The organism is Devosia chinhatensis (genome assembly GCF_000969445.1).
Taxonomy (GTDB): domain Bacteria; phylum Pseudomonadota; class Alphaproteobacteria; order Rhizobiales; family Devosiaceae; genus Devosia; species Devosia chinhatensis.
Map to the genome: position 1 here is coordinate 1,145,327 of NZ_JZEY01000054.1, position 21,313 is coordinate 1,166,639.

Below are 21,313 nucleotides of genomic sequence, written 5' to 3' on the forward strand. Positions count from 1 at the left end.
ATAGTTAAAATGCGAGGCATTCATGTCCGATCACTACGGAACGCGCGAAGACGCCAACACTTATCACGCGGCGCGCGGCAACGCGTCTTGGGCTGCTGCAACAACGGGAGCTCGTGACGCCGCCCTTGTGCGTGGCTCCCAGAGCCTCGACGGCCTCTATGGCGCCCGATACCCCGGCACTATCACCGACGCGGCACAATCGCTGCTCTGGCCGCGGCAAGGCGTTATCTTCCGCGGACAGGTTTTCAATGATGATGTTGTCCCCCTGCCGATCATCCGCGCAGCTTATGAATTGGCTTTACGCGAACTGGCTGCGCCCGGCTCGACATCACCAGACTATGTGCCGGCGGGTTCGATCAAGCGCCTGAAAAAGGGCGTCGGGCCGCTCCAGAAAGAAACCGAATATGCCGTGCCATTGACTGCCGCGGCGGCTCGACCTGTGTTCTCGCTGATTGATGGCATTCTGGCCGAACTGATCATTGCAGCGCCGGGCGGCACAACAGTGACGACCTTGGCGAGGTTCTGATGCCGGTCATCGACTTTCCCTGCAAAGCCGAAGAGCCGGCGGCAAAATACGAGATCACAATTGAGCTTGACGCCAAGGGTGGCGTAGTTGGGGTCAAAGCGCCGGATGTCGGTGGGCGTCAGGGCCGCATTTTTATCGCTGAGCACCTGCGCGATGCGGCCGACTTCCTTCAGAACGGAGCGGCAAACGATGGCTGAATCGTTCGATTACGAAGAAAGCCGGCAAGACGCCAACGAACTCATCGCCGAGTTTGGGCAGAACGGCGCAATCCGTCGCACCGTTGTCACGCCTCCTGCCCATCCATGGGAAGAGGGCACAGAAACAACGGTCTATCACGCGGTCACGCTGGTCGTGCTGCCGATGGACGAAAAGCGCATCGATGGCACGCTGATATTGACCGGCGACCGCCAGGTGCTGATCGCCCTTAATGGGCTCCCTGTCGGCCCTGCGGTCGGCGACGTGATCATGTTCAACGGTGCTTTCTCGGCTGGTGTCTATGCCGGCGAGGAATGGACCATTGCCAAGCTCGACATGCTGGCCCCGGCTGGGATCATGGTCATGTATGACGTTGTGGCGAGGCGCTGATGCTCAGAAGGCTTTCACAGCGCCAGGTCCTCGAGAACCTCTCCAATGAGTGGGAAACTACTCTTGCCCGGGAGTGGTTGGAAGCGATCCGATCGATCACTTCGGCAGTCGTGCTCAAGGATCTGATCGCTGAGCTTGAGCGCGGCAATCTCGAAGCGGCAACGCGGATGCTCGACATTAGCCCCGAACGCTTCGCGCGCTTTGAGGCCGGGATCGTTCAAGCCTATCACAGCGGTGGCGTGGCGACGGTCAATGGCATGCCCGCGTTGCGCGACCCCTCAGGCAACCGCGTGACGTTCTCTTGGGGCGTTCGCAACCTGCCCGCCGAAGCGGTGATGCGGCAACACGCTGTGGGCCTCGTAGACGGGATTGTGGATGAACAGCTTGCCTCGGTGCGAAATGTGATGGCGGAAGGGCTGGCACGCGGCCAGAACCCGCGCCAGACGGCCTTGGACCTAGTGGGCAAGATTAACCGCCGCACCGGCTTCCGTGAGGGCGGACTGATCGGGCTCACTCCGTCCCAGGCACAGACGCTCGACAAGATTTATGCAGGGCTGCGGGCTGGTGCTGCTCAGGCCATGCGGGACTATCTGGGCTACGCCCTGCGCGACAAGCGCTTCGATGGCCATGTCCGCCGCGCGCTGGAGCAGGGCGGTTCAGTGCCGGCCGATGCCGTCGACCGGATCGTCACCGCCTACAGCAACCGGGCGCTGAAATACCGAGCCGACAATCTGGCTTTGACTGAAACCAACATAGCGCTGACGCAGGCCAAGAACGATGCGTTCCAGCAGCAGATCGATGCAGGCAAGCTTGAAGCAGGCTATGTGGTGAAGACCTGGGGCCGCTCCATCTCAAAGGAAAACCGCGCCGATCACCTCGCGATGGTCGGGCAGACCGTACCGTTCAACCAGCTCTTCACGCTGCCGGATGGGACGCAGTGCACCGGGCCCCATGATCCAAACCTGCCGGCGCATCATCTCGTGGGCTGCAAATGCCCTCCGCCCGACGTAACGATCGATTTCACGGCCCAGGCGTTGCGCCGGTATCAGGCTCGCGTCGGTGAGTAACTTTGCGGCGACCATTGGCGACTGGTGCCGCAGGGTGCCAGAAGCCATCGACGCGGTACTGAAGAACAGCGCGCAGCGCTTGGCTAAGGAAATAGACGCTGAACTGGATCGCCAAGTCTATCAGGCGCCGCCTTCGCCCTCTGGCTATAAGCGCACCGGCTTCCTGCGCGCATCCTTCGTGGCATCGACCTCGGCAATGCCGCAACTCATTCGGGACAATCCCGGGGCAGAGATCAATGCCGATGCCGTGGGGCCGATTGTGCTGGTCATCAATGGCTGGGACGGCGGCGGAACGCTCTATCTCGGCTACACGGCCAAGTATGGCGCATATGTCCACTTCGGTGCTGGAGGTGCTGCGCCGCGCCCTTGGGTGACACTGGCAGCGCAGCGCTGGCCTCAAATCGTCCGCGAGGAGGCGGCGAAGGTCAAACAGCGGTTCGGACTGTAACCTATTCGGCGGGAACAACTGGCGTAGTGGTCAATCGCACCCCGAGCGCCTTCATCACCCCAAGCAGGGTAGAAAGCCTTGGATCGCCCTTCTCGCTGAGGGCCTTGTAAAGCGCTTCGCGGGTCACGCCAGCATCCCTGGCAATGCTCGTCATACCTCGGGCGCGGGCAACCACTCCAAGAGCATTAGCAATGAAGGTCGCATCGCCGGTTTCAAAGGCTTCCGCCAAGAATTCGGCTTGTCCTTCAGCGCTGTCAATGAATTCGGCAGCGTCGAAGGGAACGGTTTCGAGGGCCATATCAAATCTCCTTTGCCATCTGTTTGGCCTTGGCGATGTCCCGGTCCTGAGAACCCTTGTCGCCACCACAGAGCAGGACGATAAGAACGTTGCCCCGCTGAACGAAATAAACCCGATAGCCGGGACCGTAATCCACCCGAAGCTCACCAATCCCATCGAACACCTTCACGTCGCCCATAAGGCCGGACTGAACTCGAACGATGCGGCGGGCAATAATTTCCGCAGCCTTCTTGTCCTTGAGGGACTTGTGCCATTTGGCGAAGACAGCGGTTTGGCGAACTTCGATTATGTGTAATCTATAGTTCACTGTTGCGCCAGTATCAATACAAGTGTGAACTATAATTCACGGAGATTGCATGTCAGTCCCGAGCATCGAAACGAAGATCGCCGAGGCGATCAAAGCGCGTGTGGCAACACTGCCCATGGTCGAGCAGTACACCATCGTCTGGACCGATGGTCCGCTGCCCGCCGGGCAGAATACCTACACACCCAGCCCGGCACAAAGGTATCTTCGCTGCACATGGACGCCGAACCAGACACAGCGCCAGTTCATCGGCAGCAAGGATCCGCATCGTCGCCCCAGCATGCTCCAGATCGATGTGATGGGCCTCAAGACACAGGCCAGCCCAGTTGCTCGAGAAGTGGCGGGGCAGGTGGCTCTGCATTTCCCGGCCGATCTTCGCATGGCCTTCCAAGGCATCGAGACGCGCGTCACGAAGGCACCGTCTGCCCTTGCGCCATTCATCGACACCCATATCCAGGTGCCAGTCGTCATCGAGCTGGAAGCCTACGCCTAGCCATTCCGGACTTCCCGGTTGACCGCCCGCCCTGATCGGCGGGCTTTTTCATGGAGACCATTATGTCCCAGTCGTTCCCGGTCGCTGGCCGGAAAATCTACATGCACGCCGTAGTGCTCGTGCCACCGGTTTCCGGGCTTCTCGATGCAGCTGACTTCCCAGACATTGATGATGCCGATTGGGGCGGGATCGGCAAGTGGCAGACCATGGGCAACCTCGGCGGCGACCAAGCCACCATCACCTCAAGCTACCTCAACGAGGAATACGACGACGTTCAGATGGGGACCAAGAACCCCGGCGTCATGTCGAATACCTTTGGCGTCGTGCCAGCCGATGCCGGCCAGATCGCCCTTTATGCGGCAGCTGGCGACAAGGCCCTGCGCGCCTTCCTGGTCGAGTTCCCAGACGCCCCGACCGGTGCATCCGCGCATGGCACCATCCGCCTCTTCGCAGCCTATGTAAAAGAGCCGGTAGAGCAAGGCGGCGAAGCCAACACGATGGGCATGATGACCGTCGAACTGGTCAAGTTCAAGAACACGGTTCGCGTTGCCGCTGCGGCGACTGGCGGCCCCGTGGGAGGCGCATAATCCATGGATATCAGCGCTCTGAAGCGTGACAGCGCATCGATCACCGCCGGCCAATGGGTGGGAGATATTCCCGGCATGGGCGATGTGCGTCTGCGCGTCCGCGGCCTCTCCAGTCCCATCGTCGTCCAGACCCGCAGCCGTCTGGAGCGGAAGGTCCCGCGCGATCAGCGGGAGCGGGACGGCTCGCTGAAGGCCGACGTGGCACTGGACGTCTTCGGCCAGGTCCTGCACGAAGTCGTCTTGCTCGACTGGGATGGCCTGACGGACGGCGGCAAGGCTGTGCCATATGACAAGGCTCTTGCGCACCAGTGGCTGACCGACCCGGATTTTGCATTCTTTGGCGATGCTGTGGTGTGGGCCGCTCAGATCGTGGACAAGGGCCGCGCTGAGGATGCAGAGGCGACTGGGGGAAACTCCGAAGCGCCGTCCGCTGGCAAATAGCGCACGGCGCTGCTTATCGCGCGTGGATCGCGGGGGAGAGCGAAGATCCCCCTGCGGAATGGCCGCCGGAAATTCTTCCCGGCCATGAAGAATATCTGCGGGCCTTCAACGAGCTCTCTGGAGATCGTCAAATGGGCGGGCCTATCATGTTCCTGTCAATCGAGAGATGGGCGGAGCGCAATGGGCTGGCCTCGCAGGACGACTTTGCGGGCCTTCTAGCGGCATTGAGCGTTCTGGACGAGGAATGGCGCCGGAAAAGCCCAAACGCCCCTAAGGGGCGCCCGCTGAGTCCGGAACTGTTCGACGCGCTGTTTTAGGGCTTCGGCTCAACTCGGTCGTCACGGCCTTCGCGTCTGCTCTTTCCAAACGACCGCAGGCTTTCGGTGTTGCGCGCTATCTGAGCAAGAAGGTCCAGGACGCGGCCAATGGCAAAAAGGCCGATCGATGCACCTACTAGAGACGCTGTGTAGGTCCATGCGAAAGCCCGCGCCATCGGATCAACCGGAGCACCGATAGTGCCCATGTACAGCGCCAAAAGCAGTCCAAGCACACCAAATACGTAGAAGACGTAGCCCATCGGCCCCTCCAAACGGCTCGAAGCTATCGCCTACCGAGGAACACCGCAACATGACTGAGATCGCCACGCTGGGTTTGCGGATTGTCAGTGATGACGTTCCTCGCGCCACCACTCGCTTGAAGGAATTCGAAGGTCAGGCGGATCGGACCGAAAAGCGCGCGGCTGCAATGGGCGCTGTCGTTGGCCGGGCCCTCGGGGTTATTGGTGCTGCGCTGAGCGTACGCGAACTGGCGGGGTATGCCGATGCCTGGTCCGACATGCAGTCCCGAGTTGGCGCCGCCATCAAGGATATGGACGCAGCTCCCGCCATGATGCAGCGCATGGTCGACCTGGCCAACGCGTCCTATTCACCCCTCGATCAGACAGTCGCGGTCTATTCCCGCAACGTCGGTGTGCTGCGCGACTTAGGGCGGAACGCAGCAGAGGCTGCCGACTTCACTGAAGCGCTCAATCACGCCCTGGTCGTTACAGCAACGCGCGGGGAACGCGCCGCGTCGGTGCAGAATGCGCTTTCAAAGGCTATGGCTGTCGGGAAGCTGCAGGCCGACGGCCTGGAAACTGTTTTGGCGAATGGTGGACGGGTCGCAGAAGCGCTGGCGGCCGAGCTCAACACGACTGTTTCAGGACTTCGCAGCCTGGCCTCACAGGGGAAGATCACTGGCGATGTAATTTCATCGGCGATGATCGACCGGTTGGGTGAACTGCGTGCTGAAGCTGCAGAGATGCCCGCCACGATTGGAGACGCATTCACTCGGCTGCAGACGAACTTGACGGCCTTTATCGGCACGATGGACAAGACTTATGGCGTCTCTGCCCGTGTCTCAGAAGCGATCATGTTTCTCGCTGGAAATATCGAGAATGCCGTTCCTGTTGTCGCCGGTTTGGCTACCGTCATAGCCGTCTCACTCTTGCCTGCGCTGGGCTCCACGACGATGGCCGTAGCGGCGCTTACTGCGGCTCTGCTCGCGAACCCCTTTATATGGGTCGCGCTGGCTGCCGGTGGCGCTGTCGCTGCCTATCTCTTCCTGACCTCCGCAGTACGCGAGGCAGAGGGTGCGATCCGGAGCGCCAACGACGCCTATGCGTCCAATGCTACAGCAATGGAAGCCTCGATGAACGCCAGTGGCGGCTATACGGCCGCGCTGCGCAACCAGGTTGCTATGCAGGTAGAAGCTGCCAAATCGGCCATCACGTTGGCGGAGGCAGAGTGGGCCGCCGCAGCCTCCCGCGCGCAGGCTTTCCGCAAGTTCTTTGGGTTCGGCTTCGAGCCACTGGATTTTGATGCGAACGTGAAGAGCATGAATATCCGCGTCATGGATGAGGCGCTTGCAAAGCTACAGAGTCAGCTGGCCACTATTGACGCGAACATAATCGACAGCCCGATTGTCCCGATGCTTGAGGGCGTCGGTACGGCCGCCGCCGCCGCAAACGACAACGTCAAGACGCTCGGAACCACGCTGACCGATGCTGCTCGCTCGGCATCTCAGGAGTGGGAGTTTTATCGCGCCACTTTCTCTGGCTTCTCCGGTGATCTCAAGCGTGGTCTGAAGGAGGGCCAGTCCTTCTGGGAGGCTCTTGGCAATGCCGGCGCCAACGCTCTCGACAAGATCGCTGATCGCGCTCTGTCCATGGCCGCTAACGGCATCTTTGACATGATCTTCGGAGCCGCAATGGGTGGTATCGGAGGTAACTCGCTGGGCGGCGGATGGGGTGTTGCTGGCGGCTTCGGTAAGCCGGGCATCTTCGGCATCCCTGGAATGGCCACAGGAGGCACTGTAGGCCGGGCAGGGCTGTCTTGGGTAGGCGAGAACGGGCCGGAGCTTCTCCGCCTTCCACGAGGCGCGGAAGTCATCCCCAATGGCCCGTCGCTGAGCATGGCCGCAAACCAGAACCCTGGCCCGCAGCGCGTGCAGCTGGAGGTGTCACTGTCTGTCGACGAAAGCGGGAACATCGTGCCGCTGATGCGCCAGGTCGCCGGGCAAGTGGCCGACATGCGCGTCGACTATAACAACCGCAAGGTCATGCCCCGAATGATCAACGACATGAAGGGCAACTCAATGGTGGTGAACGGCTGATGGCACTGACTTTCCCCTTACCATTGGCCGATCTGGTCGATCTGCTCAAGATCGAGTCCGTATCATGGAACCCGGTCTATCAGCAGGAATATTCCGGTCTTGGTTCTGGCGAGGGGCTGTCTCACGATCTCGGGCCGATGCTCTGGGAAGCCGAATGCCAGACCATTCAAGGCTATCATGCCGAGGTCGAGGGCTGGCGCGGAAAGTTCATGGCGCTAAACGGATCGAATGAAACGTTCATGCTCTATAATCCTGCTGCAGAATACCCATCGACAGATCCTCGGGGCGAGGCGCTGGACGGCTTTGTGGCGTATCTGTTCGCCATAGACGGCGACCGGAAAGTCATCGCTCTGGCAGGGCTCCCTGCGGGCTTTGTGGTGCCAGATGATGCCTATATTGCCGTCGACTATGGCAGCCCAAGCCGCCGGGCCCTGCTCAAAGTGGTAACTGGCGCCACGGCAAACGGGGAAGGGCGGGCATTGGGCATTGAGATGAGGCCGCACCTTCGGCCAGGCATTACGACCGGCTTGGGCGCTGCGCTGGTCAAGCCAGCTGCCAAGGTGAAGCTCAAGGCGAACTCGATGCGTGTGGAGACGACAGGCGCGCTGACATCGCGCCTTCGCTTCTCAGCCCTGCAGACGCTTGCCGCTGGCGGCGCTGGCCAGGTCGAGCAGCCCGATCCGGTGGTACTAACCTAAGGCTCATTCCAAATGGTCCGACTTCTCGACGCCGCCACGCAAGGGGCGGTGCGCGACCGCTCGCGCATCATCCCGCGCGATTTCGTGCTGTTCTCACTGACAGATGACGAGACATTCACGAGCTATGGCTTCACCAATTTTGGGGAAGATGTCTCGGTCAATGTGGTGCTCAATGGGGCCGGCGACGTCGGAAATTACGCCTTCTACGGGGACAATGCGCCGCTCCAGTCGATCGATGCCATCCCGCTGAAGATCGGTCTGGAGGTCGACACTATTCAGGTGGTGATGAACCCCCTTCACCCAATCGTCCAGATCATGGCGCGCGGCAATGAGCAGGCGCTTCGCACGGCGCGCGTCCAGATCTTCCGCGGCTACCTCGATCCGGCCTCGATGCTGCTGGTGGCCAACCCTCGCAGCCGGTTTCTCGGCCAGGTCAACACGGCGCCCGAGCGTGTGGCGGCGGTGGGCGGGCAGAGTGTGAGGACCATCAATGTGCGATCGCATACGCATGAAATGACCCGCACCAGCCCTGCCAAAAAGAGCGACGAAACCTACAAGCTGCGCTCTGGCGACCGCTTCGGCCAGTACAGCGGCACAGCTGGCAAGTGGGAATTGTGGTGGGGTGAAGTGAAAGGCGCGACTTCCTGATGTTCGACCCTTTCAGCATAATCATTCAGATCGTTGTCGGTCTGGTTCTCAGCCTTGCCTCGACACTCATCAAGTCGATCTTCCAGCAAGATCAGAAGCCCAAGGTTCCCGGCGTTCGCGGGTCTATCCAGACCGGCGGCGATGCTCCCATGTCGTTCATCATGGGATGGTACGCCACGGCCGGGCACCTGAAATATGCTGGCACCTGGGGCAATGATGGCGATGCGCCGAATGCCTATTATTCGAAGGTCGTCTCTGTCTCAGATCTGCCGGTGCGCGGGTTCTCTGGCTTTTTCGTCAACGGCGAGAAGGTAACACTGGCCGGCTCGGTGGCTGGCGATCTTGGCTACCCGGTCCTCGAATATCGTGTGGGCGGCAAAGACCACCTATGGGTCAAGTTTTACGACGGCAGCCAGGCCGCTGCTGACCCGCTGATGCGGGCGCAGTTCGGCAGTGATCCGGATCGCCCTTATACAGCCGACATGATCGGTCGCGGCGTCGCCTATTTCGTTGCGACTGCGCTGGTCAACCGGGAGCTCTTCACGAGCTTTCCGGAATATCTGGCAGAGGTGAATGGCCTCGCGCTGGATGACCCGCGCGGTGACGGCCGGCATGACAACCCTATTGTCGGCGCCTACACTCTGACGAAGGGCATCTACTACGATGGGAAGTGGGTCTATGGCCCGCAGAACATCACCGATGCAAACTTCTCCTATGCGAACCTCGAAGCGCAGATGGACAAGTGCGACACGCTGCGCGACGGCACCAGTGAACGGCGTTTCCGGTTCGGGATCGAGATCAATGTCGACGCAGAGCCCCATGCCATCATTGGCGAGCTGCTAAAGGCCTGTGAGGGCCGCATCGCTGAAATCGGCGGCACCTACAAGTTCCTGGTCGGAGAGCCTGATGCGCCTGTCGTTTCGGTGACCGACGAAGACGTCGTCATTACCGAGGGCCAGACTTACGAGCCGTTCCCAGGCTTTGAGAGCCTGTTCAACGGCATCGGTGCGACCTACCCCGAGCCCGCAGAGGCTTGGGAAAACAAAGAGGCACCGCCGCGCTATCGCAGCGACCTCGAGGTGCTGGACGATAATCGCCGGCTGCCGTTCACGACATCGTACAAGGCAGTTCCGTATCCCCTGCAGGTTCAGGAGCTGATGCGTGCCGCGATCGAGGAAATCAGGCGCTTCCGCCGCGAAACGAAGACCCGACCGCCTGAATGGTGGGAATATGAGCCGCTGGATTCGTATCTCGTCACCAGCACGCGCGACGGGTTTGCGAACAAGCAGTTCATCATCACTGCGATGGAAGACCTGCCGAACGGCAATCAGTTCGTCGCCGGTCAAGAAGTCGACCCGGCTGACTATGATTGGATCAGCGATTACGAGCTGCCCTGGGACGTTGTTCCGTTGGTCATTCAGCGGCCGGCACCGCAGGTCAGCACCGGGTGGAGTGCTGCGCCCTTCACGGTGACAGACGCCGCTGGCAAGTCGCGACGTCCAGCAATCGAGGTCTTCTGGGACAACGGCCTCGCCGACACTAGCCATGTCCGCATTCAGGTGCGCGAAAGCTGGAACGCCAAGAAGGTCATTTCGGACGTCACCCGCGATTACGACATCGATGATCCGGCGCCTTCGCATGTGGCGGACAATCCTGCCATCTTGCCCAATGCAACCTATGAGTGGCGCGGCATCTATATCCCCTTTTCGGGTCGGATCACGCGCTGGTCAAACCAGGATGTTGACGGGACAGATGGGCTATGGGGCACCGTCACCACGCCGAACGTCAAGCTCGGTGCCGACGATATCGATGTCACCTTCGAGGCTCTGGCCGCTGAGATCACTGCGAAGATCAATTCGATCAGCATCGACGCCCGTAAGGCGGCGCAGCAGATCGAGCAGCTGGGCTCCCTTCTTTCCGAGCAGGATCTGGCCAACTTCAACGAGCAGGAAAGCATCAAGCGCGACCTGCGCAAGAAGGTGGGTGATCTCGAAGCAGGCTTTGTGGAGTTCATCGAAGTCGCATTGGGGCCAGGCGGCGCAATCGCGCAGTCCCTCACAACGCTATACGCGGCAATGGGCGGCGATAGCGCTCAAGTGCTGGTGCGGTTTGCGGCGCAGGCAACTCCGGCCGGTGTGGAGGCGCGCTGGGCGGTGCAGGTGTCAAGTGATGGATCAACCTTCGCTTCGGCCGGCATGTATCTGGACCTGTTGCCGGATGGATCGACACGAATTGTGTTGGCTGCCGATCAGACGGTGGTGAGCTCTGGGGATGGTTCTTCGGTCTTTGCCCTGTTCGATGAGGACGGTCTCATGGTTCGCGACATCACGGCCGCGCTTATTCAAAGCGCGTCTGGCAGCAGCTTCTGGAACCTCTCGACTGGCGGATTCAGGATTTCGACAAGCTGATGGCAACAGTCTTCATGAATGACCCGGCAACCGGGCGCTTTGCACTTTTCGATGAGGCGCCTGGGGGCGGTGCCGTCGATAATCCGAACTCGCTCCGCAACCGTCCGCTGAACGATCCGCTGAACTGGCTGGCGAATATCTACTTCCATTCTGACTTCAACTATCTCGAGGTCGCGTTCGGGCCGACCAATGTCACCGTCAACCACAGTGCCGTATCGGTGGTGTCCCCGCCGATCGGTGCGACGGTGCAATTCGGCTGGAACGGCGGCGCCTCGGTGGATCGCCTGCTGTTCACCCACAGTCTGGGCTACGTGCCGCTGGTCATGGCCGTCTTGGGAAATAACATGGTCTGGCCAGGGATGCCGGTGCAGTCCCAAGGAGACGGTGGCGTTCGCTTCGCCACGATCTACGCCACGAGCACCGAAGTGCGGATGAAAGAGTTCGGGACGACTGGGCCGAGCACTTTGGCGGCAGCAAGCCTGACTTACACGCTGCTGATCTTCGCAAACCAGCCTAGTCCGACCGGGAACGTGCTATTCGACTTCGACCCGGTGACAGGCATCGTGGAGATGGGTCGGCGGAAGTTCAAATCGGATCGCCGGTATTTACAAGTGGTTCCGGGTGGATCGCCCTTCGGCATCTCCTATGGAGGCAGGACGATTGATCTCGCCAATGGTGCGCCAAGGGCTGTCAGGGCTGATGGTACGGCCTTTGATCCAATCCCAGCCAGCCTTGGGGCGGCACTGTCTAGGCTTGGCTATACCGGGACGGATTGGGGTTTCATCTATGGCAGCGGGATGAACTATACCGGTTCATTCACCGGGCCCGGGCAGATCCAGGTGCAGGCGCCATGAGCGGGCTCGAGCTGTTCGACGGCGATACCAAGATACGGATCACCTATGGCGCCCGCACCGTGTTCACCACAGACGGTACGCTGATCAATCTGTTGCCGCAGTCGATGGACATCTCAGAGACCTTCAACGTGGTCTTTCCAGACTTCAGCAAGGATTACGTTTACAACTGGCGGCACGTCTTCAGCTACAGCTCGCTGGCAAACGCCGTGGGCTATCAGAGTGGTTGCGCCACGGCGTTGACCATCCCCAAGCAGGATTTTGCTCAGGAAACCACGATCGTCGCAGCGCCGGCTGATGCCGACATTTTCGTCGGGCGCATTCAGCTCACCAGGACGTCAGCCCCGTCGAACCAATGGAACGGCGAGAACATCGACCCACTTCAGCCGATGGGGGTCAGCATCCCTTTCATCAGCGGGTCGCTGCTGATGGAGGCCAAGTTCGGAATGGCCCGGGCCTGCTCGATCTATGTGTCGGGCGGGGCGCTCAAACTTCACCGGCAGCAATCGGTCAGCGAACCACCAAGCGGCTGGGGCATCTACGGGACGGAGTTCATCTACACTGCGGCGGCAAGCGGAAGCGGCGGCGAGAACGTCAATGGCGGGACGCCAGGCATGCCGGTGCTGCAGATCGATAGCCGGGTCAGCGCGCCCTATCAGGAAACGGCCGGGCTTTTTGCTGACCAATATAGTGAGCGGAGCCGGCGAGGCTACACGGGCGTGGGTGCCAATGTCTGCACCATCCCCAACCCGGCATCATACAATTACGGATCGACCTATCAGGCGGTTCTGACCGGCTCCTTCGGGCGCCGCAGCTAACTCAGAGGCATCAATGGCAGAGCCCTACAGTGTCGGGACCATAACGGTCTCGAACGGCGATACCGTCGTGGTTGGAACGAACACGTTCTGGATCGGTTCAGTGCGCAAGAACGACATGCTGCTCGATCCGGCCCAAGGCCTTATCGCCTTGATCACGGCTGACGCCACAGACAATAACGAACTGACCATCGATGCCTGGCCTGGCGTCGACATTGTCGACGGCGAATACAAGATCATCCCGGCCGGGGACTCCACCAGCAACACGGCTCGGTTGCGCGAACTGCTTGCCGATATGTCTGTGATCGAGGCGAACGGTCGGGGGCTATTCTACCGCTTCAGCGACACGACGACTGATGGTGATCCTGGTGCCGGCTTCATCCGGCTGAACAATGCCACGATTGCGTCGGTAACGGTGGTGTTCATCGACGTTCTGGACGCCAATGGGGCCTCGGCAGCGGGAGAGATCGACAGCTGGGACGACAGCACCTCGCTGACCAAGGGGCGGCTCTGGCTTCGCTCTATTGCAGATCCCTCTGCCTTCCACGCCTTTGTCGTCACCGGCAGCGTGGTGGATGGCACTGGATACCGGAAGCTGACTGTCGAGCACATCGGCGGCTCTGGCAGCTTCTCGGCAAGCGAAGAAATCATGGTGGCCTTTGCCCCGACAGGAGACCGGGGCGATTCCTACGTCACCGATGCGACTGTGGCCGATCCATCCGAGCTGACAGCCTACGAAAGCGAAACGGCGGGCTTCCTCGTCTTCGTCACTGATCTTGAAACAGACTTCGGAGCCTATGCCGGGCGCTCGGGCGTCGTGCGGCTCATCGCAGGCCCCGATTGGGAGCTTGTGGCCATTTATACCGGCCCACAGGGTGCTGCGAGCACCGTGCCGGGCCCTACCGGCCCTATCGGCGTAGCTTGGAAGGGCACTTATAGCGGAGCGACGGCGTATGTTCTCAACGACGGTGTGCTCCACAATGGCTCGTCCTGGCGTGCCCTTGGCAGCACGACTGGCAATGCACCGCCGACGCTGCCGACGACGAGCAACACCTATTGGTCGCTTATCGCTCGAGCGGGAACGGATGGTGCCGGAACAGTCTCTAGCATTGTGGCTGGCACTGGCATTTCGGTCGACAGCAGTGACCCAGCGGCACCAGTTGTCTCTGCGGTGCAGGAGAATACCACACTTTCTATCATGGCCATCCAGATCGCAGACAACAGCAATGCTGCGCTGTTTATGGGCGATGGCGTTGCGGATGCGTTCGACACCCTGACTTATGTGGATGTCGCGGGCGCCAGCAACCTGAATTCGGCCACCACCGGGGTTCTTAAGCCGACTACGGGGACTGACACCTATGCCACGTCGGCAAACCCCGCCCTTACGGCGAACTCTACCGGCTATGGCGGGTATTCAACCCGTGAGTTAGTGCCTGCATCTGCACTCACGGTCAGCGGCGATAAGGTGCGCCTCACTTTGACCCCTCCGACCTCTGGTGCCAATACACCGATTGATGATGTCTGGATCGGGCACGTGGGCGGCACTGCGCCGAACTTCGACGGCACCCAAGTTCGGGTAACTTTCGCCGGCGGCGCTACGGGTGTAACGTTGGTGGCGGGTGGCGCATCGGTAGTTTCAGACGCAATAGACTACGCCCTCGATGAAACCAAGGACCTAGTCGTGTCCTTTGATTTCGGTGCAACAGCCGACGTTCGCCGGAATTCTGCGGCGTCAGGGTATAATTCCTATCAGAAGGCTGTGACATCTGGGGACGGCGGATCTACTGTTGTTTCCGGATACACGCCTAATGCTGACTTCTTGGCAGTTCTTGATTTGATTGAGGTGCGGACTGCAGCGGCTGCCGCCAACAACATGACGGTTCGCTCAAACAGTTTCACTGCGCCGGTTATCCCGCAAACCCTTCGAGCGGTCCTGATGGTCAAGCAGGTGGGAGGGTCGTCGGTGGCTGGCACTGACTACAAATTGGAGCTCTCTCGCGATGGCGGCGCCACCTTCAATGAAGCAACCCTGACAGAAAAATTCACCCTCCAGAATGGGATCACAGTTGTTGAAGCCGCGGCGTTAGACGTGACGGCCCAGCCTTCCGCCAACAACCCGCGGTGGCGATTCAGCACTCTGAACAACAAGAATATCGAACTGTATGGGGTGCATTTCCTCTGGCCGACCGGGAGCTCCCCTTAGCTTAGTTGGCCTCTGGCGGCAGATTAGCGTTACTTCACCGTGGGCGCCACTCGACGGTGCTGGGCTGCTCGAACTCAATGGAGATCTCTATCTGCTTGGCGGGTGGTCTCCGGGCACAATACCCGCTCCGCACACCTCCAACCAAGTTTGGAAATCCACAGACGGCGGTGCCGGTTGGTCTCGCTTGGCAAACGCGCCGTGGACGCCTCGTCACTCCGCTGGATGGCTGGTGCATGATAATAAGATCTGGGTCATCGGCGGCGACGCCAATTCTGGCGTCTATCAGCGGGACGTGTGGTCGTTCGACGGAACGACGTGGGCGGAGGTAGTCTCTGAAGCTGAGCCCCTGACAGTTGGCCGTGTTCTGCATCAGGTATTCTCTCACGCAGGTAAAATGTGGATCGTCGGAGGGCAAACGCTCGACGAGTTCGCCGTCTCTGATCCTGCCGGCCGGGCAGACGGCCCCTATTACGATGACGTCTGGTCTTCCGAGGATGGCTCAACCTGGACTTTCGTTTCGGACGGGCATGGGTGGTCACCTAGAGGTTCCATTATCGGCAATGCGGTAAAGGATGGATACATGTGGCTGGTGGGCGGCGGCGCGTACGACACAGATGGCAACACTCGGGTTTATCATCATGATGTCTGGAGGTCGGCCGACGGCGTGAGTTGGGCGCAGGTGACGCCTGACGGCGGCTTCCTTGCGCGTCAGTACAACAGCGTAGCTGTGCTCAACGGCGATTTGGTGCTCATCGCGGGCTACGATGATGAGAACATTGCCGACGCTTGGTGTTCCGGAGATGGTATTGCTTGGCGGCAACTGGCGACAGTTCCTTGGGTCGCGCGTCACGCCGCATCTGTGTGCTCTTACAACGGCGAGATAGTAATGCTCGGCGGACCTCTGGATGAAACGACAGTCTGGGCACTGAGCTAAATCCCTGACTGGACACGAAATCCTTGCGGGGTGTATCAACCGGCAATGTTCAAGGGCTTCGTTATCGCAGTTGCCAGCGTTTTGGCGACGGCCATTCTGCTAATATGCAACGCTGGTCTAGCATCGACGCTCTTCAGCAGTTCGCAGTATCGTTGGGTGGCCGTTACGGAAAAGGCACCGTGGCTGCCCCGTGATGGGGCAGGGCTCCTCTCTTATGGCGACTATATGTATTTGCTGGGCGGATGGGCCCCGGGCGGGTCTCCGCCGCCTCACACGATCAGCGGCGTCTGGCGTTCGCTTGACGGTCGTGACTGGGAGCAGCATGCAATAGCGCCATGGCAAGGCCGGCACTCTTCCGGCTACGTCGTTTTCAACGAATACATGTGGGTCATCGGCGGTGATGCGCTCCAGGGTCGTTATCAGCTTGGCGTGTGGGTTTCCGGAGACGGGATCAACTGGCAGCGTGTCGGCGATCTCCCTGATGGCCTCGATCGCGTGCTTTTCCAGACCTATGTCTTTGACGGCTATATCTGGTTACTTGGTGGCCAAACCCTTGATGAAATGGCTGGTCAAGCAGGTTCGCGAGAGCCGATATTTTATTCGGACGTGTGGCGCACCAAAGATGGGAAGGTCTGGGAGAAAGTTTCAGACGGCAATCCTTGGGCCCCGCGAGGCATGGGCATTGGCTCTGCTGTCCTTGATGGCAAGATGCACATTCTCGGCGGCGGCACATACGATACTGGCGGCTTTGACCGAAGCTACCATTCTGACCATTGGTCATCGACTGATGGTATCAAATGGAACCGCGAGGCGGACGGTGACCACCTGCCTTGGGGGGATCGTCAATATCACAACACATTCGTCTACGATGGGCGTCTATGGGTGCTGGGAGGCATTGACGACGAAAAAGAGTACGCCGACACTTGGTACACCTGTCCAGAGGGTTGGTGCAGCGTTCGCGATGTTCCTTGGCCCCCGCGTCACGCTGCATCAGTCGTGGAGCATAAGGGGTCCATCTACATGCTGGGCGGCCCCCTTTCCGAAAGGGCTGTTTGGCGGCTGGAGCCGATCCCTTGGTACAGGCCCGATATGAAATTCTGAATTTATTGGCCCCGCTTCTGCGGGGCTTTTCTTTTCCATCATCGATAGGAGGCTGTCATGGCCGATGCAAAGTTCGCGCGGTGCCATGCCGTCACCGCGAATTGGGAGGGCGGCTGGTCGAATCATGCTGCCGATCCCGGCGGAAAGACAATGTACGGTATCACCGAGGCCGTCTATCACTCCTGGCTCAAGAGCAAGGGGCAGGGCGCAAAGCCGGTTCGCAACATAAGCCGCGCCGAGGCCGAGGAAATCTACTTCGAGCGCTACTGGAAGGCCGTAGGTGGCCCCACACTGGCCGTGGGCGTCGATCTCGCGGCTTATGACGCTGGTGTCAATTCTGGCGTCTCTCGTGGCCGCAAGTGGCTGCTGGCCGGGCTCGACCCCAAAAATAACCACGCTCAGACCGTCAAGAACATCTGCCGGCAGCGGCTCGGCTTTGTCCAGTCCCTCAACACGTGGAAGGTCTTCGGGAAGGGCTGGGGCAACCGCATTGCTGATATTCAGGCCAAGGGCGTTGCGTGGGCGCTGGCTGCCCATAATGACCCGCATGTGGTCAAGCAGCAGCTCGAGGATGAGGCGGACAAGTCCAAGGCTACTGCGAAAACGCAGACCGGTGTCGCTGGCACTGCTGGCGCGGGCGGGGCTGGCGCGGTCGGCGCCGATCAGGTCGACCCGTCACTGTTTGCCAATGGCTGGATCGTTGTCGGGCTGGTGGTGCTGGCCGTCGTGGTCATGTTCATTCTCGCCTCTCGGTCTCGTATCAACCAGCAGCAGGCCGAAGCCTACGCCCGCGAAGCCGCAGCTATCTAATCTGTCGTTCATCTCCACTCGTGATCCGCCGCCTGAGGGCGGCTTTTTCATGCGCAATCGAAAGGCATAGCCATGAACCGCAGTCGTATTGTCGAAGGTCTCATTATTGATGCGGTCCGCGACGTCACGGGCAAATTCACTGCCCAGCCCGGCACGCCGGCCGCCGTTACTGAAGCGGCGAAGGTCATCGTCAACCAGACCAACAATGAGCCCTGGTATCAGTCCCGCGTCACCTGGGGCGCCATTGCTGCCATTTTGAGCGGCCTTGGCACCATGGCTGGGCTGGTGGCGGCTGGGGACTGGACGCCCAACCTTTGGGTGGCTGCGTTGGGCAGCGTGGCCGGCGGTGTCGGCACCATCTATGGCCGATGGGTCGCAAAGAAGCCGCTGGGCCAGTGACGCCGTGATCATTCTTCGTTTTCGAGAAAAGATCCCGCTGCGCATAGCCGAATGGCTCGGCGCCATCATGATGGTGGGAATCGGCCTCTACCTAGTCATCTGGCCGGACGCGTTCTCGAGGGCGGGTCTGGCCGGGTTCTCCGCTATCGCTCCGGTCGGCATTTGGGTTGGCGCAAGCCTGATCCTTGGCGCGGCAAGGGTAGGGGCCTTGGTACTCAATGGCCACAAGCCGGAGGTCTCCGCGCCGATCCGCTGCTTTGTCGCTGTAATGGGCGTCGGGCTCTTTTCCTCGATCGCTGCGGGATATTCCATGGCCACGAATGAGCACGGCCCGCCCATGGCCATGCTCTTCGCCCTCACTTTCATGGCCAGCGATCTGTTCAACTCCGGCCGAGCCGGGATGGATACCTATCAAGCCATCAGGAGCCGGGCGTGGATTGGTTCACTTCATTAGAGGCGCCCACACAGGTTGCCATCATCGGCGTCGTCACGGCCTTGATCGCTGCCCTTGCCGGCGTGGCCGTGGCCATCGTCAACAATCTTAAGGCCGGTGGCGGCAAGGCCGAGATCGCTGCGCTGACCATTGACGCCAGTTCGGTCAAGCAGGTGGCAGCCGCCATCGAGGCGCTGAACATTACTCTGATTAAGCAGAACAAGGTTGGGGAAGACATGACCATCGTGGTGAGGGGACTTGTTCGGGAAATTGAGGAGCTTCGCCGAGAAGTGCGAGCACTCACTGACAAGATGCGTGATCGATGACCCTGGCCGAAATTACCGAACTGCTCAGTGGGATCGGCAAGCGCAGGCCCGAGCTAATGCACAGCATAGACAGCCGTCTCTCGGTCGAGGTCATCATTGAGGAGGCAGGGAAGCTGCCCGTTGTACAATAAGTGACTGGTTTGGGGTGGAATGCAGACTGGCAACTATTTACCACCGCATCATGGAAAGCAGTCATTGGGGGCACAGTTCCACCAATGAACCCGACAAATGACTACGTCGGACACCCTCACCTTCCTCAGTAATACGGGGTAAGGCTGCGCTCGCGACCGGCGCATGCTGCTGGCCTCCGTGCTCCGACGCAGCCGATCCCGCGATCGGATCGGCGGGCCGACAGAAAGCGCTAGGTTGCGACGGGCGTACGCGCCCGCCATTCCCATATTGCGTTCTCGTTCTCTTGCACCCAGTCAGCAAGGCGTTCCACCTCGTTGATGGCGGCCATGAGCTTCTCTCGGCTGACTTCGATTGTACGAAGACGCCAAGAACCGTCGTCCTCTTCGGTTGGATCAGCGGCGAAAAACGGATTGGGGTGCTTCTCCAGCGTCTTCTTGTTGTGGTCCGTCTGGAACGACAGGATGTTGTCGCCATGGGCGAAGTCGTTCCGCGCCAGGATCACTTGCTCGATCACGTCGAAACGCACGGGGCAGTCGGCAAACTTCCCGCCCATGACGTACTCGAGTATCTGGCGATAGCCTTCGACCTTGCCGTCCCTGAAAACTGCCTTGCGATCGGCTTGCGACAGGACGATTCCGATCTTGCGCTCCAGCTCGGCGAAGTAGACGCCGAGGGTATCGGCGAGGAGCGAGACAGCCAACATGCCGACTAGCTCGCGGGTCTGTTCGGCCTGCAGCCATTCGTCGAGGAATGCCGGTTCCGGAGAATCGGTATCGGGGTTGAAGGGAGGTGGCTCCCAGGGCTTCACCTCTTCTTCGATGTCGCGCTTAATCTGCTCGAATGGCACTCGGCCCTTGTCGTAGAACAGCCTGATGATGTCGGTGCGCTGCCGGACCCAATATGCGAGGTTCAACTACGCCACCGACCGCCTGGCTCGATCGCGTGCTCGCTTCTCGGCAAGTCGCATCATCCACGTCGGCTGATTGCTGCGGCCGAAATGGTTGAGCACAAACCGGTCCTGCGAGGTATCGGCGGCGAACACGAAGCGGCGCGCGTTCTGAACGACTTCGAGATTGACCTCGGCGACCAGCTCGTCGGTCGTCAGCTCTTGGATCTTGGCCAGCGTCTCCATGCGGCGCACACCGATGAAAACCTTCGACGGCGACAGCGGCATCATGACGAACGCATCGAGCTCGTCGAGGGATTTGGTCATGCAGATCGGCCGATCGGACGTCAGCAGCTTGTGCTTGCCCTTGCCGACATTGGCGACGTTCCAGCTCATGGCGTTGAGCCTGCTGCCGATGCCCTCGTTGTCGATCATACCCTGCAGCCACTGCAGCCGAGCCGCCTCGCGATACGTCTCGCGGTTCTGCTCCCACCAGTCCTCCGGCTTCTCGGGCATGCCCTCCTGCCAGCGCTGGTGATATTGTTCCCGCATCTCGTCGGTCAGGTTCGTCCAGTCGTCGTCGACCAATTTCCGCAGTTCGGCAATGTCGTCCGGATGGCGCATCAGCATGCTCATGATGAAGCGCGACCACGAACTGCGCTCTTTCCGCGTCCACTTCAATTCCTTGCCAGGCGAGAAGAACACGGCCATGGCGGCCGCAGCATGGGTATCGGCGGGCGCCATGAAGCTCTCTTCGAGGCTCGCAACCGAGGCATCGGCCGCCGCATAGATGTCTTTGTCGTAGCCGGTCCCCTTCGGACCGGTCCACCGCGGGCGAATGATGCCATCACCGCGCCGGCGATATTCGATGAGCTTCTGCTCGGGCGCGACTATCCAGTTCTTCAAGTAGAAGACCGGCGTGAAGTGGTGATCGTGCGACGCGTTGTTGGCCATGATCAAGTCAATATACGCGAGTCGGGGCCCGTCGCCTAAACCCGTCAAGCACTTTTCCGGCCCACCGCCCTTTTTTCTCACGAGCAGACCGACGCTCATGAATGACTGCCCGAACGGTTCCAACGATAACGCTGACAACGCTCAACTGCAACGGACGGCAGCTTTCGGGGAAGCGCCATCGCGACTTGCACGGCCGAAAGGGGGTCGGCAACAGCCTGAACGATCTTGGCGCCAACCAACGGCATATTGGTGGCGCGAGTGAGACTGTCCGCTTTCTGACTATAAGCCTCGAAAGCCGACGCTGCTGATCTGGA

The 21,313-nt window shown here is 60.3% G+C and carries 28 protein-coding genes; 23 read left to right on the plus strand and 5 right to left on the minus strand.

What is annotated here, in order from left to right; all coding sequences use genetic code 11:
- The first annotated feature begins 22 nt into the window (after nucleotides 1-22).
- The 5 genes from VE26_RS05545 to VE26_RS05565 are packed head-to-tail and all read left to right on the plus strand — an operon-like array spanning nucleotide 23 to nucleotide 2,626.
- Nucleotides 23-526: a DnaT-like ssDNA-binding protein gene (locus tag VE26_RS05545; RefSeq protein ID WP_046104094.1), complete on the plus strand. Its 504-nt coding sequence runs from the start codon at nucleotides 23-25 to the stop codon at nucleotides 524-526.
- Entirely contained in the window at nucleotides 526-723 is a 198-nt protein-coding gene (locus tag VE26_RS05550; protein WP_046104095.1) for a hypothetical protein, read from the plus strand. The genes VE26_RS05545 and VE26_RS05550 overlap by 1 nt, the downstream gene beginning before the upstream one ends.
- On the plus strand, nucleotides 716-1,111 hold the full coding sequence (locus VE26_RS05555) for a hypothetical protein (RefSeq protein ID WP_052715691.1): 396 nt from the start codon (nucleotides 716-718) through the stop codon (nucleotides 1,109-1,111). The genes VE26_RS05550 and VE26_RS05555 overlap by 8 nt, the downstream gene beginning before the upstream one ends.
- The gene (locus tag VE26_RS05560) at nucleotides 1,111-2,178 is read left to right on the plus strand and encodes a hypothetical protein (protein WP_046104096.1); all 1,068 of its coding nucleotides are present in this window, start codon (nucleotides 1,111-1,113) and stop codon (nucleotides 2,176-2,178) included. The genes VE26_RS05555 and VE26_RS05560 overlap by 1 nt, the downstream gene beginning before the upstream one ends.
- 34 nt (nucleotides 2,179-2,212) lie before the next feature.
- Nucleotides 2,213-2,626 carry an HK97 gp10 family phage protein gene (locus tag VE26_RS05565; RefSeq protein ID WP_244465635.1) on the plus strand — a complete coding sequence of 138 codons (414 nt, stop codon included), beginning with the start codon at nucleotides 2,213-2,215 and terminating at the stop codon, nucleotides 2,624-2,626.
- Between the two features lies 1 nt (nucleotide 2,627).
- On the opposite strand, the gene VE26_RS05570 is transcribed toward VE26_RS05565, so the two are convergent.
- Entirely contained in the window at nucleotides 2,628-2,924 is a 297-nt protein-coding gene (locus VE26_RS05570; RefSeq protein ID WP_046104098.1) for an addiction module antidote protein, read from the minus strand.
- A 1-nt stretch (nucleotide 2,925) separates the two neighbouring features.
- Complete coding sequence (locus VE26_RS05575) at nucleotides 2,926-3,213, minus strand: type II toxin-antitoxin system RelE/ParE family toxin (protein ID WP_046105058.1); 288 nt, start codon at nucleotides 3,211-3,213, stop codon at nucleotides 2,926-2,928.
- A 67-nt stretch (nucleotides 3,214-3,280) separates the two neighbouring features.
- Here VE26_RS05575 and VE26_RS05580 point away from each other — a divergent pair, with 67 nt between their 5' ends.
- The 4 genes from VE26_RS05580 (at nucleotide 3,281) to VE26_RS18980 (ending at nucleotide 5,066) form a co-directional block, all read left to right on the plus strand.
- Nucleotides 3,281-3,721: a phage tail terminator-like protein gene (locus VE26_RS05580; RefSeq protein WP_046104099.1), complete on the plus strand. Its 441-nt coding sequence runs from the start codon at nucleotides 3,281-3,283 to the stop codon at nucleotides 3,719-3,721.
- 62 nt (nucleotides 3,722-3,783) lie between these two features.
- Nucleotides 3,784-4,308, plus strand: a complete 525-nt coding sequence (locus VE26_RS05585) for a hypothetical protein (protein ID WP_046105059.1) — start codon at nucleotides 3,784-3,786, stop codon at nucleotides 4,306-4,308.
- A gap of 3 nt (nucleotides 4,309-4,311) precedes the next feature.
- Entirely contained in the window at nucleotides 4,312-4,749 is a 438-nt protein-coding gene (locus VE26_RS05590; protein WP_046104100.1) for a hypothetical protein, read from the plus strand.
- A gap of 26 nt (nucleotides 4,750-4,775) precedes the next feature.
- Nucleotides 4,776-5,066 carry a phage tail assembly chaperone gene (locus VE26_RS18980; protein ID WP_425283849.1) on the plus strand — a complete coding sequence of 97 codons (291 nt, stop codon included), beginning with the start codon at nucleotides 4,776-4,778 and terminating at the stop codon, nucleotides 5,064-5,066.
- Here the strand turns inward: VE26_RS18980 and VE26_RS05600 are convergent.
- Nucleotides 5,063-5,326: a hypothetical protein gene (locus tag VE26_RS05600; protein WP_046104102.1), complete on the minus strand. Its 264-nt coding sequence runs from the start codon at nucleotides 5,324-5,326 to the stop codon at nucleotides 5,063-5,065. The genes VE26_RS18980 and VE26_RS05600 overlap by 4 nt on opposite strands.
- Nucleotides 5,327-5,376: 50 nt before the next feature.
- Between VE26_RS05600 and VE26_RS05605 the strand changes: the two genes are divergently transcribed.
- The 14 genes from VE26_RS05605 to VE26_RS18690 all read left to right on the plus strand — a co-directional run bounded on the left by VE26_RS05605 (nucleotide 5,377) and on the right by VE26_RS18690 (nucleotide 19,158).
- On the plus strand, nucleotides 5,377-7,401 hold the full coding sequence (locus tag VE26_RS05605; protein ID WP_046104103.1) for a tape measure protein: 2,025 nt from the start codon (nucleotides 5,377-5,379) through the stop codon (nucleotides 7,399-7,401).
- Nucleotides 7,401-8,099: a hypothetical protein gene (locus VE26_RS05610; protein WP_152658724.1), complete on the plus strand. Its 699-nt coding sequence runs from the start codon at nucleotides 7,401-7,403 to the stop codon at nucleotides 8,097-8,099. The genes VE26_RS05605 and VE26_RS05610 overlap by 1 nt, the downstream gene beginning before the upstream one ends.
- Before the next feature lie 12 nt (nucleotides 8,100-8,111).
- Complete coding sequence (locus VE26_RS05615) at nucleotides 8,112-8,747, plus strand: hypothetical protein (protein ID WP_046104105.1); 636 nt, start codon at nucleotides 8,112-8,114, stop codon at nucleotides 8,745-8,747.
- Entirely contained in the window at nucleotides 8,747-11,155 is a 2,409-nt protein-coding gene (locus VE26_RS05620) for a phage tail protein (RefSeq protein WP_052715695.1), read from the plus strand. The genes VE26_RS05615 and VE26_RS05620 overlap by 1 nt, the downstream gene beginning before the upstream one ends.
- On the plus strand, nucleotides 11,155-12,009 hold the full coding sequence (locus tag VE26_RS05625) for a hypothetical protein (protein WP_046104106.1): 855 nt from the start codon (nucleotides 11,155-11,157) through the stop codon (nucleotides 12,007-12,009). Before VE26_RS05620 ends, VE26_RS05625 begins: the two co-directional genes overlap by 1 nt.
- Nucleotides 12,006-12,824, plus strand: a complete 819-nt coding sequence (locus VE26_RS05630) for a hypothetical protein (protein ID WP_046104107.1) — start codon at nucleotides 12,006-12,008, stop codon at nucleotides 12,822-12,824. Before VE26_RS05625 ends, VE26_RS05630 begins: the two co-directional genes overlap by 4 nt.
- A 13-nt stretch (nucleotides 12,825-12,837) precedes the next feature.
- A complete protein-coding gene (locus tag VE26_RS18250; protein ID WP_046104108.1) occupies nucleotides 12,838-15,024 on the plus strand; it encodes an autotransporter outer membrane beta-barrel domain-containing protein in 2,187 nt (728 codons plus the stop codon).
- Nucleotides 14,984-15,958 carry a Kelch repeat-containing protein gene (locus VE26_RS05640; RefSeq protein WP_342018396.1) on the plus strand — a complete coding sequence of 325 codons (975 nt, stop codon included), beginning with the start codon at nucleotides 14,984-14,986 and terminating at the stop codon, nucleotides 15,956-15,958. The genes VE26_RS18250 and VE26_RS05640 overlap by 41 nt, the downstream gene beginning before the upstream one ends.
- 45 nt (nucleotides 15,959-16,003) lie before the next feature.
- Entirely contained in the window at nucleotides 16,004-17,059 is a 1,056-nt protein-coding gene (locus tag VE26_RS05645) for a Kelch repeat-containing protein (protein WP_046104110.1), read from the plus strand.
- A gap of 57 nt (nucleotides 17,060-17,116) precedes the next feature.
- Entirely contained in the window at nucleotides 17,117-17,869 is a 753-nt protein-coding gene (locus VE26_RS05650) for a glycoside hydrolase family 108 protein (protein ID WP_046104111.1), read from the plus strand.
- Between the two features lie 72 nt (nucleotides 17,870-17,941).
- Nucleotides 17,942-18,268, plus strand: a complete 327-nt coding sequence (locus VE26_RS05655) for a hypothetical protein (protein ID WP_046104112.1) — start codon at nucleotides 17,942-17,944, stop codon at nucleotides 18,266-18,268.
- 4 nt (nucleotides 18,269-18,272) lie between these two features.
- A complete protein-coding gene (locus VE26_RS05660; RefSeq protein WP_152658726.1) occupies nucleotides 18,273-18,722 on the plus strand; it encodes a hypothetical protein in 450 nt (149 codons plus the stop codon).
- Nucleotides 18,701-19,027: a hypothetical protein gene (locus VE26_RS05665; RefSeq protein WP_046104114.1), complete on the plus strand. Its 327-nt coding sequence runs from the start codon at nucleotides 18,701-18,703 to the stop codon at nucleotides 19,025-19,027. The genes VE26_RS05660 and VE26_RS05665 overlap by 22 nt, the downstream gene beginning before the upstream one ends.
- The gene (locus VE26_RS18690) at nucleotides 19,024-19,158 is read left to right on the plus strand and encodes a hypothetical protein (RefSeq protein ID WP_280136874.1); all 135 of its coding nucleotides are present in this window, start codon (nucleotides 19,024-19,026) and stop codon (nucleotides 19,156-19,158) included. Before VE26_RS05665 ends, VE26_RS18690 begins: the two co-directional genes overlap by 4 nt.
- A 230-nt stretch (nucleotides 19,159-19,388) precedes the next feature.
- Here the strand turns inward: VE26_RS18690 and VE26_RS05670 are convergent, their stop codons facing one another.
- Together VE26_RS05670 and VE26_RS05675 are read right to left on the minus strand one after the other, a co-directional pair.
- Nucleotides 19,389-20,072 (minus strand): hypothetical protein, encoded by a 684-nt coding sequence (locus tag VE26_RS05670; protein ID WP_046104115.1) that lies wholly within the window; start codon nucleotides 20,070-20,072, stop codon nucleotides 19,389-19,391.
- Nucleotides 20,073-20,999: a DUF4238 domain-containing protein gene (locus VE26_RS05675; RefSeq protein ID WP_046104116.1), complete on the minus strand. Its 927-nt coding sequence runs from the start codon at nucleotides 20,997-20,999 to the stop codon at nucleotides 20,073-20,075.
- Nucleotides 21,000-21,313 lie beyond the last annotated feature (314 nt).

What these genes read in the sequence shown, in the direction of transcription:
- VE26_RS05545 (WP_046104094.1), top strand. Translation starts at nt 23, where the DNA reads ATGTCCGATCACTACGGAACGCGCGAAGACGCCAACACTTATCACGCG.
- VE26_RS05550 (WP_046104095.1), top strand. Translation starts at nt 526, where the DNA reads ATGCCGGTCATCGACTTTCCCTGCAAAGCCGAAGAGCCGGCGGCAAAA.
- VE26_RS05555 (WP_052715691.1), top strand. Translation starts at nt 716, where the DNA reads ATGGCTGAATCGTTCGATTACGAAGAAAGCCGGCAAGACGCCAACGAA.
- VE26_RS05560 (WP_046104096.1), top strand. Translation starts at nt 1,111, where the DNA reads ATGCTCAGAAGGCTTTCACAGCGCCAGGTCCTCGAGAACCTCTCCAAT.
- VE26_RS05570 (WP_046104098.1), bottom strand. Translation starts at nt 2,924, where the DNA reads ATGGCCCTCGAAACCGTTCCCTTCGACGCTGCCGAATTCATTGACAGC.
- VE26_RS05580 (WP_046104099.1), top strand. Translation starts at nt 3,281, where the DNA reads ATGTCAGTCCCGAGCATCGAAACGAAGATCGCCGAGGCGATCAAAGCG.
- VE26_RS05585 (WP_046105059.1), top strand. Translation starts at nt 3,784, where the DNA reads ATGTCCCAGTCGTTCCCGGTCGCTGGCCGGAAAATCTACATGCACGCC.
- VE26_RS05590 (WP_046104100.1), top strand. Translation starts at nt 4,312, where the DNA reads ATGGATATCAGCGCTCTGAAGCGTGACAGCGCATCGATCACCGCCGGC.
- VE26_RS05600 (WP_046104102.1), bottom strand. Translation starts at nt 5,326, where the DNA reads ATGGGCTACGTCTTCTACGTATTTGGTGTGCTTGGACTGCTTTTGGCG.
- VE26_RS05605 (WP_046104103.1), top strand. Translation starts at nt 5,377, where the DNA reads ATGACTGAGATCGCCACGCTGGGTTTGCGGATTGTCAGTGATGACGTT.
- VE26_RS05610 (WP_152658724.1), top strand. Translation starts at nt 7,401, where the DNA reads ATGGCACTGACTTTCCCCTTACCATTGGCCGATCTGGTCGATCTGCTC.
- VE26_RS05615 (WP_046104105.1), top strand. Translation starts at nt 8,112, where the DNA reads ATGGTCCGACTTCTCGACGCCGCCACGCAAGGGGCGGTGCGCGACCGC.
- VE26_RS05620 (WP_052715695.1), top strand. Translation starts at nt 8,747, where the DNA reads ATGTTCGACCCTTTCAGCATAATCATTCAGATCGTTGTCGGTCTGGTT.
- VE26_RS05625 (WP_046104106.1), top strand. Translation starts at nt 11,155, where the DNA reads ATGGCAACAGTCTTCATGAATGACCCGGCAACCGGGCGCTTTGCACTT.
- VE26_RS05630 (WP_046104107.1), top strand. Translation starts at nt 12,006, where the DNA reads ATGAGCGGGCTCGAGCTGTTCGACGGCGATACCAAGATACGGATCACC.
- VE26_RS18250 (WP_046104108.1), top strand. Translation starts at nt 12,838, where the DNA reads ATGGCAGAGCCCTACAGTGTCGGGACCATAACGGTCTCGAACGGCGAT.
- VE26_RS05640 (WP_342018396.1), top strand. Translation starts at nt 14,984, where the DNA reads ATGGGGTGCATTTCCTCTGGCCGACCGGGAGCTCCCCTTAGCTTAGTT.
- VE26_RS05645 (WP_046104110.1), top strand. Translation starts at nt 16,004, where the DNA reads ATGTTCAAGGGCTTCGTTATCGCAGTTGCCAGCGTTTTGGCGACGGCC.
- VE26_RS05650 (WP_046104111.1), top strand. Translation starts at nt 17,117, where the DNA reads ATGGCCGATGCAAAGTTCGCGCGGTGCCATGCCGTCACCGCGAATTGG.
- VE26_RS05655 (WP_046104112.1), top strand. Translation starts at nt 17,942, where the DNA reads ATGAACCGCAGTCGTATTGTCGAAGGTCTCATTATTGATGCGGTCCGC.
- VE26_RS18690 (WP_280136874.1), top strand. Translation starts at nt 19,024, where the DNA reads ATGACCCTGGCCGAAATTACCGAACTGCTCAGTGGGATCGGCAAGCGC.
- VE26_RS05675 (WP_046104116.1), bottom strand. Translation starts at nt 20,999, where the DNA reads ATGGCCAACAACGCGTCGCACGATCACCACTTCACGCCGGTCTTCTAC.